This window comes from Microbulbifer maximicatervae (SeqCode), from assembly GCF_052467615.1.
Genome location: NZ_CP174319.1, coordinates 2,210,125 through 2,225,744 on the forward strand (window position 1 = coordinate 2,210,125; position 15,620 = coordinate 2,225,744).

The window sequence follows — 15,620 nt, forward strand, 5'->3', positions numbered from 1 at the left end:
CGAACGCCTCCCTGTTACAACTACCTTACCCGAGCCGGCTACCCCTACAACTTACTCGACAACTCGCGAATTTCATGATTCAGGATACGGTCGTTGTGGCTGTAATCCACGGGCACATCCACGAGATGGACTCCACCCGCCCTGCAACATTTTTCTATCATCGGCTTAAACTCATCCGTGGCCGTTATTCTGTGGCCATGAGCACCATAGGATTTTGCATAGTCGACAAAATCAGGGTTACCAAAATCCAGACCAAAGTTATCAAACTCCATCATGGCCTGCTTCCACTTGATCATTCCGTAGGCATCATCGCGCAAAATAAGTACGATAAGGTCAAGCTTTAAGCGAACCGCCGTTTCAATCTCCTGGGAGTTCATCATAAAGCCCCCATCCCCACAAATTGCGACCACACGGCGGTCTGGACACACCAACTTGGCAGCCATTGCCGAAGGCAAGCCCGCCCCCATCGTTGCCAGTGCGTTGTCGAGCAGCACGGTATTCGGGGCTAAAGCAGGATAATTCCGCGCGAACCAGATTTTGAACATGCCATTATCAAGCGCAATAATGCCCTTCTCCGGCATTACTTCGCGGAGATCCTTTACCAGTCGTTGCGGACGAATTGGGAAAGTGGTGGTATTTGAGCCCTCCTGGATGTGCTTTTGAAGCGCGGCACGGATACGGTGCGCATCGGTAAAGCTCCAGTGATCCTGGGGTTCCAAGTGCTGGTCCAGCTGCCACAAGCTGTTGGCAATATCGCCAACCACCTCTATCTGCGGGAAGTAGACTGGATCCACCTGCGCTGAATTGAAGTTGATATGTACAACTTCCGGGCCACCGGGACGCATAAAGAAAGGCGGTTTTTCTACAACATCGTGGCCCACATTGATAATCAGGTCGGCCTGCTCAATGGCCCGGTGAACAAAATCCCCGTCGGATAGCGCGGTATTGCCAATAAAGTGCGGTCCCGATTCATCAATTACTCCCTTACCCATCTGAGTTGTCACCACCGGAATACCCAGCTTGTCGACAAACTTGCGCAACATTTTGGCGGTTAATTTACGGTTTGCGCCTGCTCCCACCAACAGCAGAGGTTTACGGGATGCCTCAATCGCTTCTGCAGCTTTGCGCACTGCCTTCTCTTCGGCAATTGGCCTGCGGTTATAGCTGGGCTCCAAGACCGGCATGGTGGAGTGTTCACGGGCAATATCTTCAGGAAATTCCAAGTGGGTTGCCCCCGGCCGCTCCTCTTCAGATTGCCGAAAGGCTTCACGGACATGAGCTGGCACATAGTCGCCCCCCACGATTGTCTTGGTGAATTTGGTCAGGGGGCGCATCATGTCAACAATATCAATAATCTGAAACTGCCCTTGCTTGGAACTTTTGATAGGTTTTTGACCGGTGACCATCACCATCGGCATTCCACCGAGCTGGGCATAAGCTGCGGCAGTCACCAGATTCGTGGCCCCCGGACCTAAAGTAGACATACAGACACCTGGCTTGCCCGTAAGCCGACCATAGGTGGCAGCCATAAAACCGGCACCCTGTTCATGGCGCGTGACAATTAGTTTTATCTTTGAGCCCCGCAAAGACTCCAGCATATCCAGGTTTTCCTCACCAGGAATCGCGAAGATATACTCAACGCCCTCTTTCTCCAGGGCACGAATAAAAAGGTCCGATGCTTTCATTGGGGAGGCTCCTGTAGTCCCGCCTTACTAACAATAAGATCCCCGCCAAAAGAGCTGTTTTTATAACTGCCTGTCACGATTGCTCAATTACGCGGATACCTCTCTTACATCTCACTTTATCGGCTTGTAAGTTTGCACCCTGCACAGTAGCTCACATGGTGCCTTAGCAATGTATTGCTAAGATCAGTCTCAGGGAAAATTAATTTCTTGCGCGCTGATATCCACCATCCAAGTGATGACAGCAAACTCCCTGATAAGTCTTAAATCACTGCCTTTGTATGACACCGGATGATAAGAGTTGCAAATGGAATCTCGCTCAGAAGGCGCAAGAAAACACTGGGTTCTATCACTTGCCGCTCTCGGGGTTGTATTTGGTGATATCGGCACTAGCCCACTCTACGCCTTTAAACTGATTTTCCACCCCCGGTTTGGAATTCCCCATAACACCGAGACCATTATTGGTGGGGTCTCTGCTGTCTTCTGGGCACTTACCCTCATTGTCACTATTAAGTACGTCATATTGGTAATGCGCCTGGACAACCGAGGGGAAGGTGGGATCATGGCGCTGATGACACTGGCCCTGGAAGCGACAAAAGGGCGAGAATTATTAAGAAAGCTTATTATCGGCGGAGGGATCTGTGGGGCGGCACTATTTTTTGGTGATGCCGTTATCACACCAGCCATCTCCGTTCTCTCCGCAGTCGAAGGACTGGAGATAGTCAACAAGACTCTAAAACCGTTTATCCTGCCAATTTCTATCGGCATACTCTTTGGATTGTTTTTTGTGCAACGCTTCGGCACCGAAACCGTGGGGAAACTGTTCGGCCCGATCACCGCCATCTGGTTCTTAGTTTTGCTGCTCGCGGGCCTTTACTGGGTGCTCCAAAACCCTGTAATCCTCCATTCCGTCAATCCGCTGCATGCTTTGAGCTTCCTCACTAACCATGGCATGGCTTCATTCTGGATATTAGGTGCAGTATTACTGGTGTTTACCGGAGGAGAGGCTCTATATACCGACATGGGGCATTTTGGACGTATGCCTATAAGAATTGCCTGGATAGGTTTGGTGTTCCCCGCCCTGGTGTTGAACTATATGGGACAGGGCGCTCTACTTATTAGTGACACCTCTGCGGTAGACAACCCCTTTTACCGGATGTACCCGGACTGGTCGCTCTACCCAATGATTATTCTTGCAACTGTAGCAACCTGCATCGCTTCCCAGGCCTGTATCTCGGGGACCTTCTCCCTGACAAAACAAGGAATCCAACTTGGCTTGATGCCCCGTTTTGCCATCCGGCACACGTCATCAGCACTCGCGGGACAAGTCTATATGCCCGGTGTCAATTACCTATTAATGACAGCGGTAATACTGGTGGCAATTCTCTTTGGAAGCTCAGTCCACCTGGCTAGTGCTTATGGTGTATCAGTGAGTGGCGCAATGTTGATTACCTCCTGCATTGCAGCAATCGTGTATCGTCACTACCTCAAATACAATCTGATAATTTGCCTGGCTGTCGGCTCATTCTTTGCTTTTATTGATTTTGCCTTTGTTACTTCAAACCTGGCAAAGATAGGCCACGGGGGGTGGTTCTCTATAAGTTTAGCCGCCTTTATTGCGATGCTGATGATTACTTGGAGAGATGGAAAAAAAGCGATAAATTGTTACTTACAGGGGAAAAATTTTAAATTAGAGCCCTATTTAAACTCACTTTTTGATAATCCCCCATTACGAGTACCTGGAACTGCAATATTTGTGGGAACCAATCAACTCTTTGTACCTCATGCCCTGATATACAATTTGAAGCACAATAGTGTCCTTCATGAAAAGAATCTTTTCCTAACCGTTACGTCGGCCAACACACCAAAAGTACTCCCAAAGAACCGAGCAATCATTAGCAAGATCAGAGAGGGATGTTTCAGGCTAATATTACGTTATGGATATATGGAACGCCCAGATGTCGAAGGGGCCATAAATAAACTCAACAAAATGCACCTTTTGGATATAGATCCAAGTAAGTCTTCTTTCTTTACCTGCCGATATAACATATTTCCTGTTAAAGGCGGCTATAGCAAAATGGCAAATTGGCGAGAGCGGATCTTTGCCGCCATGGTAAGGAATTCAAGTAGTGCTATCGACTATTACCGCATTCCAGCTAATCGGACTGTAGAAGTGCAAGAGAATATAATGATTTGAATTGACAAGCTATTTTATTAAATAACTGACAAGCCTATGAGACTCACTTTAGGGTATAGAACGGAAAGGTAAAAGTGTGATGGTCATACCGCCTGCTTCCTTTACAGCTAATATGGATGCAGGCGGTAGGCCGAGAACCCCCTAAATACTCTAATTAAGAAGTATAAAGATATTCAGGAGCTCCCTACCCCATAATCAGTTCGCTTCGTTTTTAAGTATAGAAGCCATATCACCGGACCAACGGCCGATTACTTGTGTTAAAGCTTTATTAAGCCCTGCCATTGAAGAGGAATTGAATTTTTTAGCTTCTGGCTGGCTCAAGAACTTCTCATATTTCGCTAAGCTTGCATCGTCGAAGCCTTGATAAGTTTGCACGAAAGAGAGAGTAACAAATTGCTCAACATTTTGACGCATCTGGGGCTTCATTGCTTCCATTTGTGCCTTATAAGCATCTAAATTGATCTCTTGGCCGGGAGCCATCACTGCCATCACTGCGGAATAGACAGCTATACCCGTAGAGGCCTGCATCTCCATCGCCATATCGGTAGCACCAACAAGCTGATCAATACGAGTTGCCATTTCAACGCGCTTTGTGTCAGCCATCAACTGCTGTGCATTAGCCATCAAATTCTGGAATGCCTCTTCAGAGCTTCCTTCCTCTTCAGCCTTAGTAATTTTCTTACCGATATCTGACTCATACCAAGCCAATAAGACCTCAACATCTTTATCGGTCAAAGAAGTACTCAGTGACGAGCGCACTTCATCCATAATGATGGACGGCAAAATTGTATTATCTGCACTTTCAAGAATCTTTTGCAGTTTATCCTGAGGAATTGGTGCACCCTGCTGTACGCCTTCCGCAAATCCAGATTTTACTAGCTCAGGAAACCCCTCAACCTGCTTGGTGAAACCCGATACAAGCAGAAGCTTATCCAAATTGGCTACTTTATCGGCGGCCAGGCATAATGAGCAAAAGGTGGTGATAAATAAAGCAAATATAACTTTTACAGTTTGAGTTCCCATAGGAAGCCCCATATGAAAGTGAATTTGATCGCCATTATGCCGATTGACTCCCAACAATCAATCAAAAAGCCCTAACCATTGCAAAACAGACGTACCACAGCTTTGCTATAAAGAGCCTAAATAACCCCCAACTCAGATAGTTTCTTTCTGGCAATTTCAATTCTTTTCTTTTGTACTTCCCGAAAACTGCTGCCATCTATGTTAATCGCAAAATAATGAATATTGTTATTGGACTCTACAATTCCAATATACCAGCCTAAAGCCTTATTTTTAGCTATTGGCCCTCCTCCTGTTTTTGCATATAACTTATAGGTATCAGTCTCCTCTACCAGCATCACTTCTTTAATTTTATCTATAGCTGACTGCGATACAGGTAATTGACCAGTAAATAAACGTTCCAGGAAGTCTACCTGCTCCAACGCGGATATTTTGATACTCTCATTGAGCCAGAAGGTATCAATACCAGACGAAGCATCCCGATTACCATAATTAAAACCTGCCAAATACTGATTCATTCTCTTCGCGCCAATCTCCGTTGCTAATTGCTGATAGATCGGAACCGCTGAATTTTGAAATGCTTCGCGAATTGTCAAAGGTCTTTCTGACCAGATTGTAGGCCACCACCCTTTAGCCGGGTATTTGTCATGATTATAGGTTAGCTCTTGTAACAGGTTCTCAACTAAACCCAAGTCAAGTGCAATAAGGGTATTTGGAACCTTAAAAGTAGAGAATGGTGTGAACTGCCTGGCTGCCCTCTCCCTATTAATTACCGTATATTCTGAGGTCCGACTATTCTTGAGCACAAAAGTACATAACTTGCTACATGAGCCCCCATCTTCTGCAATCACCGAGTTGCTGACACCAAAAACCAATATTGCAGCAGTGATAAACCATATAAAGTGTTTCAACCGGAATCTCCTTGATTTAGAGTGCGTAATACCCGAGGAACATCAATAAATTTAATCCGGATAAACTGGGTAATTAGCACACCGAAAAGTACCTTTCGGGTATTGGGAGGAGTTACTTGGCAAGTCAAGTAACTAAGAGACTAACAAACAGTCCTTATTAAGTAATAACTGTACCATCATTTAGAATTTAGGAAATACTGCCAACTGAACAAACTAGGCTTGGCGTTTCCTATTGATAAGCACCAAACCTTTTGTGTAAAAAGCGAGCAAAAATCTAGCTTTGGGCCATCTTAATTTCTGCGGTCTGAGTTATTCCCCATATCCCACAGAATTGGCTGATCGCCACCCATAATCGTTGAAGGCATTTGACCATTCCATTGCTGCGCGCGGATATATTCAACCAAGGTATGGTTTCTGGCAATCGCATCAGCTTTTGCTTTAATCGCTGCGGCTTCCGCTTCCCCTTTCTCCAGAATCGCAAAAGCTTCCGCCTCGGCCTCTACACGAATCTTATGTGCTTCACCATCTGCTTTAGCTTTAGTGGCATCACGGCGCGCATTAGCAGTATTCACCTCACGTTGCGCTTCCAGCTTTTGACGTTCCAATTTGTGCTTTTCGGCAGCCGCCAGGTTCAACTCTGTCTGCTTGGTTTCAATAGATTGGATGTACTTGGGAGGCAAGCTGATGCTCTCAATCTGTACATCTCCCAATTCCATAGGCAACCCCTTGGTTTCCTCCTCCAAGAGCTCCTCAATACGTCGAATTGCCGCATTCCGGTTCTGGATAATCTGCTCTGCCTTGAATTCAGCCAGACCAGCTTTACTGGCGCTTCTCAGCCTGGGATCGAGAATCCGCTGTTCAAATTGTTCCAAACCGCCATATTGCTTATACAAATCAATGGCTGCACTGCGAGTTACCGTCCAGTTCACCGCAGTCACTGCTTTTAACGGCATTTGTTCTGCAGTGGCGGCATTCATCGTCTCAACATTTTTCCGGGTTCTTACTTCGATTTCGACCACATTGTCCATAAATGGGACTTTCGTATGAATTCCAGGATCAACCTGTGAGATTGCCTTACCAAATCGCTTTACAATTCCTACGTGCCCCTCGTCAACCGTGAAAACAGTCCCCATGGCGATAGGAATAATCAGTAATGCAACACCAGCGAAAATTCCCTTCTTAAGATTTTCCACAAACTTTCCTTTAACTACTTACATCCAAAAACGGTTCTTAACTTCAAAGATGAATACATAAGCGGATATTCTTTAATCCCTATATTTCTAAACCAGAAGGGAGTACCAAATAAGCCCCACTAAAATTCACTCAAAATGACCCGCAGGATGATATAGATAATTTTTCAATAAAAAAAGTATGACGTTTCACTTCCACATATCAGTGGAACGAACTCTTTGAACCGTAATATAGAAGTAAGCTTCAACTATCCAACCGCGATCTTGTTTGTAGATATTTAGCGCACAATAAAATCGCATTCGCAATTTCAAATGCTAGATATACGAATAAAAACCGCCTTTTAAATTTGATCAAATACTTGAAGAGACACGTATACACAAAAATATATGTCAAAATATTTTTGGCCCTTCATGAATAAAAGATATAGGAGAGATACGCCTAAACCCACTACCAGATGAGCACTTATTACTTATGCAAATCCAGCTATGCCTCACCTAAGCAAGAATTGTGCGCCCGATAAAGCCTTGCCATTCAATCAAGCTCTCAATCAACGCTATTATCCATTAGCAATCACTTTCTCTATCAATAAGTAGAGGCCTTGACAATGAGCTCTTCAGATTCATCGGACAAAAATGGCCCTGTCGAGGCCAACCCATACAAGTGGCCATATAATGGGGATCTAAGGCCAGAAAACACCGCTCTCGTGGTTATTGATATGCAGGTGGACTTTTGCAGCCCCGGCGGCTATGTCGACAAGATGGGATATGACCTGGAGGCAATGCGCAAGCCCATCGAACCCATCCAGCAAGTATTGAATGCGATGCGGGCAGAAAACTACCACATTATGTACACCCGGGAGGGACATCGCCCCGATCTTTCTGACCTCCCTCCAAACAAACGCTGGCGCTCGCGACAAATTGCTGCCGGTATCGGCGACCCGGGACCATGTGGGCGTATTTTAGTCAGAGGGGAACCTGGTTGGGACGTGATCCCTGAACTAGCGCCCAAAGCTGGCGAGGTCATTATTGATAAGCCTGGCAAAGGTACCTTCTTTTCTACAGACTTCGGGCTCATACTCAAGCTTAAAGGGATCGATAACTTGATTCTCGTGGGCGTTACAACCGACGTCTGCGTACACACCACCATGAGGGAAGCAAATGATCGAGGATTCGAGTGCCTGCTTCTATCAGACTGCACAGGGGCGACCGACATCGGCAATCATGAGTCAGCTCTCAAGATGATTACTATGCAGGGAGGTGTCTTTGGCACTCACACAGATAGTCAGAAACTCCTGAAGGGACTAGCGGAAGCCTCTAATACCAGGTAAGTAAATCATGTATTGTAGCTGGGGAAGAGCTTGTTACTGAGATCGCTCTTCCCTAATGGCATTTTAAATCAAGCGGGTTCCGTAATTTTCAGATCGCCAGCATATGATAAAATGAACCCCACTAAAAACATGTGCACACTGACACTGAACTGATACTGCCCTTCACTCTCTGTTTCATAAGCCTTGACTTTGGGCCAAAGAAACTTTGGCAAAGGTATACCTAATAGCTTCGTTTTTGAAAACTGATATTCAAGTGCTCCGTCGACATTATGAGCGGTAAACTGCATTTCCAAAGGGCCGAGCCTTTCCACCAGGTAATTTTTTTCTGAATAAAATGATGAACTCATCTTGAACCCATCGAAATCTCTCACCCAATCCATCCGATCGGAAAAGTGCCCACAATCAACAACTAACTGCGAACTTGAACTCGCCTTCGGAAATCGAAATATTGAACAAATAGTATTCGCAATAACTCCACCTCGCTTGACTACAACAGATCCCTCATACCTCTTCACCCCAGTGTGTGCAAATTGCAGCAGTGGAGATAATTCATTGAATGAGGACCCCATATGAGCAGAAAGTATGTTCAATATTCACTCCTTTTCTTTTTACTTCCTTTACCCACAGTACCATCTTTATAAGTAACTGGCAGGCTGCAAATATTCAACCTGCCAGCGCACTCTCATTCAACTCGATGACTAAATCAAGCTTATTTTCTATTCGCTCTCAGAATAGCGCTCATAGCCCGGTGGGCGTCAACGAACCCAAGCCCGGTGTTGTGATCACCTAACCAACTGCGGCGAGCATTATCTTTCAATGATTTGCTCACTATTCGAGCAGCTTCTACCCTGCTAAGGCCATAGTAGTCTGCCATTTCAAGGAGCAATAGACTGACAGCCGCTAGTTGAGGAGCGGCAAAAGAGCTACCGGACTCAAAGTTTTGACTGGAAGCTGAATATACTGCATCGCCGGCAATAGCAAAGCTCTGCTTAATAGCCAAGGGGTTGTAACCCGGAACCGTCGCCGTAAGTGAGATCTCATTTGAGAATGGCTGGAGATTGATTGCAAAAAACAAATTCTCAGCGCCGGCCTGCCCTTCATTCTGAGCAAGGAATGCCCTGATTAAATCCAGGTCATAGGTAAAGAAGCTGCCGAGTGGCGGTAGTTCCAAGCGCTCTCTCACATCGGAGTTGTTATGCTCAAGATCCGTACCTGTATTTCCCAGTGACTTGGTAAAAATCTTACTTTGTAAAATAGCGGAAAGATGCTCTGCAAACTCTTGGTCGAGTTGGTCATTGGTGATATGGAATGCACGGCTCATATTGATCACACTAATGTCATCTCGATACCGCATATAGGCCATTGCATCATTATAAGTTTTGCTCTCGGCACTAACGGGTACAATAGTTGCCTTCGGAGCAATATCCAAAATGATATCAATTACGGTGTTACCATGAAGGAAAGTAATGGGATCACCAAATGCAACTTCTGCTTCAATATTGGGATACTGTTCGCGCTGCTCTTGTAAGCGTGTCGAATCAAACAAATCAAAGACAGCAATTACCATACCCTCACCATCAAAGCGCTTAGTCAAAATTTGCTGTTTCAGTTTATAACCAGGCACATGGGGAAGCAGTAACTCATTAATTGCCAATCTGAATAGATTCAGGTCGGCGATAGCGGCATCAAATTCCGGCCTATATTGCTCCTGGTAGTCTTCTGGCTGAAACGTGTATAGAAGCTCCGCTAATACAATAAATTCTGTGATTGACTGGCCCCACTTGTGCATCAGTAATTCTTCAACCATATAGTGGGATTTTGCCATCCCTGAGTATTGATCAAATTCAGCTGCCATATACTCTTCAAGAATTGGAGTTACCGACTCTTCCCAAGGCCATGGGGTTAATTCTTTTACAATCTCTAAAGAGTCCTTAGCCTGCTCAATATCCGGGGTTGAAGCAAATATATTGAGGCTACCCAGCAACATTAAGATTGTTAGTATTATCCTATTCAAAACTATTTCCTTGTTACGAAAAATTATTAGATAGTGCTCGTGAGCTGCTATAAGGCATGAGATATAAACATTTCCCATGACAGGAAAATTTGCAGCCTGGAAATAGGATCACGAATGGTATGGAAAGGCAACAATGCAAATATATAGAAATTACAAAACTAGTATCATCCACAAAATAAAAGATATTTGGTTATTTCTAATATCAATAACTTAAAGTGCTACTAGTGTGGGGTTAACTCAGCCTAACCCCCTAGTCAACGCAGAAAATCGCTACCCCCTAAAGACTGACGACATGCGCTTATTGCGGGAAATGCAGTCACAATTAAGGTGCTCACCAAGACTAAAACTAAAAGCACGATAGTATGTTCACCTATCACAATGCCATCCAAGTAAACCCCAAATTTATCTATCAGTATCGGTTCAACCAGCCAGCCCCCTAATATCAACCCAGAAGTAGCAAGTACCACACCTAAAAGTAAAACCAATAGTGCCTCAGCCTGGATTAGTAAAAAGAGAAACAAAGGACCAGAACCTATAGTCCTCAGCAGTACAATCTCGGATCTACGTTCGCGCATCGTAGAAAGCAGTAAGATACACAGGCCAAGTAATGCAGCGAAAACCACTAGAGCAGAAACAAAAAATAATACCCTTTCTATACCACCCAATATCTGCCAAAGCTCCGATAATGCAATGCCCGGCAGAATTGCCAATAGTGGTTCCTTGGAATATTCATTTATTTTTCTCTGCATCTGGAATGTCGCCATAGGGGATTTAAGCCCCAGTAAGAAGGCCGTAATATTAGTGGGCACCAGATCATCGTGCTCCACGTTAACACCATGAACTGCTTCCAGTCCCGCCAAGCTCACATAGAGTGCTCGATCTACTGGTGTACCAGTAGGCTTCAGTATTCCGCTAACGATAAAGGGATTTTCAACGTGCTCAGTAAAGCGTGTTCCAACAAGGCCATGTGCTAATATTAGAGTGTCATCAAGTTGGTAATTAAGCTCTCGAGCGACCTCCGCCCCCAATATCACACTAAAAGTATCGATAAAATTCTGGCCGGTTGATAGTTCCAATGGCCTCTTATTGCCATATTGGTAGTGATCCAGAAATCCCGTTGAGGTTCCCACTACCCTGTAACCCAGATGGGAATCCCCTAGGGATAAGGGGATTGCCCAATCTACTTGGGGCAAGTTAGAAAGTTTCCGGTAGCTCTCCCATGAAATATGATTACTGGCACTCCCGATATGAAAAATGCTGTACAGCAAGAGGTTCAACTGTCCTGTAGGCGCACCAACGATAAGGTCTACCCCGGAAATAGTTCGACCAACACTGTTTTTAGTATGGCTGCGCAACTGTTCGATCCCCAACACTAGAATCAAACTGATTGCCACAGACAAAACGGCCAGTGACACACTACCCTTACGCTGCATCAGGCTTCGCCAGGCAAGCTTAAAAAACATCGGCTAATGCCTCCGGTGCAGTATCCCAATCGGGCCTGAGTTTCCAGGCAATATTTATTTCGCGCATATCCGCAACCAAAGGGAAGTGTCGTTCCAGGGAGCTATCGTGACTGACAAAAACCAGTGTGCATTTCTTTTGCTCACAAGCACTCATCAACAGCTGGATAAATGCATCTCTCGCTTCGGGGTCTAAAGCTGATGTAGGCTCATCAACCAGTAACAATTCCGGTTCATTGATCAATGCACGCACAATTGCCACTCTCTGTTGCTGCCCGACACTCAAGTGGATCACTTTCTTGGGTAAAACCTCTTCTCCCAAACACAGCCCCCCTAGCAACTCCCTAACCCTGCCTCGAAAATCGCCTCGGAAACCAGCGAAGTGGGTGGCGACACGAATGTTGTCCTCCACACTCAAATAGGGAATCAGGTTAAATCGCTGAAATACAACACCAATGTGTTTCGCCCTGAAACGGTCCCGCTTGCGCTCACTCAGTTCGCCCAGCGATTGGCCTAAAACCTTTTGGCTCCCCGATTTTGTAACCAGAATGCCTGCCAGGAGGTTCAGCAGCGTTGACTTGCCACTACCGGAGCGGCCGCGTAAAAACACCTGCTCCCCCACTGGTAGCGACCAATAGGGGACTTCTAAAACCGCCGGGCCTTTACGATAGGCGAAGCGCAACTGCTCCACCTCAATAGCAAGTTGAGGTCTTGTAGTGAAGGCATTCATCTTTTACCTCATTTACAGCATGGATTTTTGCAAACAGATATATAATGATATATCACATCATTTTATATAGTAAATAAATCCGAGCCATGAACAGAACTCCCCTTTCGGCAGCCTGCACCCTGACCACTGCACTACTCGCTGCTGCCTGTGACAGTCGAATTGAAACTCGTCCAGTTTCGCCCCCAGTTGCAGAACATACTCAAGTCAAACAAATAAGTATCAATTATCGCGAAGTCAGCTGGGAAGAGTTAATCCCGAAAGATGATCTGGATGCGTTACTCAACCCACCAGAATACATAGATGATATTGTTGAAGGCTCGGCTGCCGACTCAATGCCTAACACATCAGCTATTACCACTACGACTGAAAATGAAAGCCGTTACCAAGCCGCTTTGACTTCCACTCGAATAAAACCAGAGTTCGACAATCAACAGATACGTATTGCTGGATTTATCGTCCCGATTGAATTTAATGACGAATTAACGATTTCCAGCTTCCTTTTGGTGCCCTACTTTGGAGCCTGTATCCACTTACCCCCCCCACCTCCGAATCAGGTTATCCACGGCACTTTTCCTGAGGGAGTTCAAGTCGACGCTCTGTACGAGCCTTTCTCAATAGAAGGGAAACTAAGAACACTAAAAATGGAGAGTGAATTCGGTACTGCGGCTTATAGTATGGAAGTGGATAACATTCAACCCTACAAAGAATAACGCCCTCAGTGAGCATTGCTCACTGAGGGCGTTAACTCAACTATAGTCGGCTACTGGCCCATCTCCCGAACCAAGTATCCGGCCCCGTCAATATTCTCCATTACCCAGAGAATATAAGCGATATCGACATGAATCGCCCGGGTACTATCAGTGAAGTCCCAGTCAGCATTGATGCTATCGTAGGTTCCGTCAAATACGACTCCCACCAACTCACCGCGACCATTCATTGTCGGAGATCCTGAGTTACCGCCCGTAATATCTACGGTACTTAGGAAATTAACCGGTACTGAATCCAGCTGCTTTTCATAGTAACGGCCATAGTTCTTCTTATCGATCGCTTCCATCAAAGCCTTGGGAGCATCAAAGGGGTCCTCGCCGGTATACTTTGCCTTAATACCACGCAATGTTGTAAAAGGTACAAAGCCTTGTTTACCGTCATTACCATCTGCTGCCTCTTTAATTGTTCCAGCTGGTGGCTCATAGCCTTTAACCAGGCCATAAGTCACGCGAAGAGAGCTATTTGCATCCGGGTAGACCGGCTTACCTAAGGAGTGGTAATAATCTATTAGCATCTCCATATACTGTGGGCGCAATTGGGCGAAACGCCCTTTCATGGATTCCTCATGCTCTTCACGCTCAAGCATATCATCGTACATTGCCACTGCCAGCTGGATAAACGGATCCTTGCTCTCTTTGAAGTCTTCAGGCTTTTTACCGATCCACGCATCACGTACCTCGACATCGGAAAGCTCTGTTTCCTTATACATTTTGTCGAGAGTTGCCTCTAGGTCAGTATTGCCTTTGCCGATATTCAAGTAACGATCAAAGCTGGCTATACGCTGCTCCTTCGGGAGCGCCTGGTAACGGTCCAGGAAGTAAAGCCAGATCTGTTTGTCGACTGATGGGTGATAGCTGCGCTCTATACGACGCATGCCCTCTTTGAATCGGGTTAGATCCCGTTCCTGATAACCCGGCTTGCGCTCAGCATCCGGTTTTTCGTTCTCTTTGGCCAATCGATACAGTTTGCTCGCAGCACCCAGCATGGCTGAACGATCCATATAATCGATGGCCAGGTCCTGTTCACGGGTTGATTCTTTTTCTACAACCAGCGCCTCAAGATCATCGATCGTCGACTGGTATTTTTTCTCGCGGGCCTTGTCTGAATCCACCCAAGCTTGCAAATCTTTTTCCAGCTTTTCTTTACGCTGCAATAGATCACTGCGCTGGTAACCCTCCATCATACCGGTAAAGTTTTTAGAGTAATTATTCAAACCTGCCACGAGACTTGCATACTTTAACTCTGCATCTTTATTGTCGGCAGTTGCCGCACCAATCGTTTCCGACCATTCACCCAGTACCCGCTGCATGTTTGGGTAATACCAGTTGAAGTTGCTTTCCACTTCCTGGGCAGTGCGATAACGGTTTGTACGCCCCGGATAACCGGCAACCATCACGAAATCACCTTCTTTAGGCCCTTTTGCCGCTACAGGCAAATAGTGCTTGGGCTCGTAAGGGACATTATCTTTGGAATAATCAGCCGGTTTACCATCTTTGCCAACATAGGCGCGGTAGAAAGCGTAATCGCCGGTATGGCGAGGCCACATCCAGTTATCGATATCGCCGCCGAATTTGCCAATCGAAGACGCCGGCGCATGAACCAAACGCACATCGCGGATTTCTAGCTGCTTAACCAGGTAGTAGTTCAAACCGCCGTAGTAGCTATAGACATCACAACGATGGCCCGGATCTTTTTCACACTCGGAAACCAGCGCCTTCTCCGCTTCTTCGATTGCGGCAAAACGTGCAGCACCATCCATCTCATCTGTCAGGCGTTCGTTAACCTTGTCCGTTACTTCGTTCATTGCAACGGTGACGTAGACGCGGGAGCCCGGTGCAGCAGGCAGCTCTTCAGACAAATCTCCGGCCAGGAAACCTTCAGCCAGTAAATCCTTGGATTCAGTTGAATTGTATGAAATTGAACCGTAGGCGCAGTGGTGGTTGGTAATCACCAATCCCGTGGGAGAGACAAAGGAAGCAGAGCAGTTTCCCAGGCTGATCACCGCATTCATTGGAAATTCAGTAAGCTTGGTCATGCTGGCTGGGTCCAGCTCCAGGCCATGAGTCCGAAGCTCTTTGGACAGCTCAGGCAACTGCTGAGGTTGCCACATGCCTTCTGTCGAAACACTCTCTTTCTCTGCGGCGAGGCTGGCGCAACTCGCTCCAGCAAATAATGCTGCAGTTGCAACCCCGTAAACAATAGAATTATTTATTTTCATATTTACTCAGCAATATTTAAAAAATAACAGGTTAATTTTGGGTACTTCCCAACGCTAACCCTGTCTTTTCCGGTACACCGAAAATTCACTCATAAACACGGC

The 15,620-nt window shown here is 46.0% G+C and carries 12 protein-coding genes; 3 read left to right on the plus strand and 9 right to left on the minus strand.

Going from position 1 to position 15,620, the window contains the following annotated elements:
- Nucleotides 1-44 precede the first annotated feature (44 nt).
- The gene (locus tag ACJJIM_RS09895) at nucleotides 45-1,685 is read right to left on the minus strand and encodes an acetolactate synthase large subunit (protein ID WP_413662143.1); all 1,641 of its coding nucleotides are present in this window, start codon (nucleotides 1,683-1,685) and stop codon (nucleotides 45-47) included.
- Nucleotides 1,686-1,989: 304 nt separating this feature from the next.
- Between ACJJIM_RS09895 and ACJJIM_RS09900 the strand changes: the two genes are divergently transcribed.
- A complete protein-coding gene (locus tag ACJJIM_RS09900) occupies nucleotides 1,990-3,879 on the plus strand; it encodes a potassium transporter Kup (RefSeq protein WP_413662144.1) in 1,890 nt (629 codons plus the stop codon).
- A 195-nt stretch (nucleotides 3,880-4,074) separates the two neighbouring features.
- On the opposite strand, the gene ACJJIM_RS09905 is transcribed toward ACJJIM_RS09900, so the two are convergent.
- From ACJJIM_RS09905 to ACJJIM_RS09915, 3 genes are all read right to left on the minus strand, one after another.
- On the minus strand, nucleotides 4,075-4,902 hold the full coding sequence (locus ACJJIM_RS09905; RefSeq protein WP_444897470.1) for a DUF2059 domain-containing protein: 828 nt from the start codon (nucleotides 4,900-4,902) through the stop codon (nucleotides 4,075-4,077).
- Between the two features lie 116 nt (nucleotides 4,903-5,018).
- Complete coding sequence (locus ACJJIM_RS09910) at nucleotides 5,019-5,810, minus strand: penicillin-binding transpeptidase domain-containing protein (RefSeq protein ID WP_444897471.1); 792 nt, start codon at nucleotides 5,808-5,810, stop codon at nucleotides 5,019-5,021.
- 290 nt (nucleotides 5,811-6,100) lie between these two features.
- Complete coding sequence (locus ACJJIM_RS09915) at nucleotides 6,101-7,003, minus strand: prohibitin family protein (protein ID WP_444897472.1); 903 nt, start codon at nucleotides 7,001-7,003, stop codon at nucleotides 6,101-6,103.
- Between the two features lie 602 nt (nucleotides 7,004-7,605).
- Here ACJJIM_RS09915 and biuH point away from each other — a divergent pair.
- Nucleotides 7,606-8,328: a biuret amidohydrolase gene (gene biuH, locus ACJJIM_RS09920; protein ID WP_444913160.1), complete on the plus strand. Its 723-nt coding sequence runs from the start codon at nucleotides 7,606-7,608 to the stop codon at nucleotides 8,326-8,328.
- A gap of 68 nt (nucleotides 8,329-8,396) precedes the next feature.
- Here the strand turns inward: biuH and ACJJIM_RS09925 are convergent, their stop codons facing one another.
- The 4 genes from ACJJIM_RS09925 to ACJJIM_RS09940 all read right to left on the minus strand — a co-directional run bounded on the left by ACJJIM_RS09925 (nucleotide 8,397) and on the right by ACJJIM_RS09940 (nucleotide 12,532).
- Nucleotides 8,397-8,918 (minus strand): DUF4166 domain-containing protein, encoded by a 522-nt coding sequence (locus ACJJIM_RS09925; protein WP_413662149.1) that lies wholly within the window; start codon nucleotides 8,916-8,918, stop codon nucleotides 8,397-8,399.
- Nucleotides 8,919-9,037: 119 nt separating this feature from the next.
- Nucleotides 9,038-10,342, minus strand: a complete 1,305-nt coding sequence (locus ACJJIM_RS09930; protein ID WP_444913161.1) for a hypothetical protein — start codon at nucleotides 10,340-10,342, stop codon at nucleotides 9,038-9,040.
- A gap of 254 nt (nucleotides 10,343-10,596) precedes the next feature.
- The gene (locus ACJJIM_RS09935; protein WP_444913162.1) at nucleotides 10,597-11,805 is read right to left on the minus strand and encodes an ABC transporter permease; all 1,209 of its coding nucleotides are present in this window, start codon (nucleotides 11,803-11,805) and stop codon (nucleotides 10,597-10,599) included.
- Nucleotides 11,795-12,532 carry an ABC transporter ATP-binding protein gene (locus ACJJIM_RS09940; RefSeq protein ID WP_444913163.1) on the minus strand — a complete coding sequence of 246 codons (738 nt, stop codon included), beginning with the start codon at nucleotides 12,530-12,532 and terminating at the stop codon, nucleotides 11,795-11,797. Before ACJJIM_RS09940 ends, ACJJIM_RS09935 begins: the two co-directional genes overlap by 11 nt.
- 86 nt (nucleotides 12,533-12,618) lie before the next feature.
- Between ACJJIM_RS09940 and ACJJIM_RS09945 the strand changes: the two genes are divergently transcribed.
- A complete protein-coding gene (locus tag ACJJIM_RS09945; RefSeq protein ID WP_444913164.1) occupies nucleotides 12,619-13,242 on the plus strand; it encodes a DUF3299 domain-containing protein in 624 nt (207 codons plus the stop codon).
- 50 nt (nucleotides 13,243-13,292) lie between these two features.
- On the opposite strand, the gene ACJJIM_RS09950 is transcribed toward ACJJIM_RS09945, so the two are convergent.
- Nucleotides 13,293-15,518: a S46 family peptidase gene (locus tag ACJJIM_RS09950; RefSeq protein ID WP_444913165.1), complete on the minus strand. Its 2,226-nt coding sequence runs from the start codon at nucleotides 15,516-15,518 to the stop codon at nucleotides 13,293-13,295.
- Between the last annotated feature and the right edge of the window lie 102 nt (nucleotides 15,519-15,620).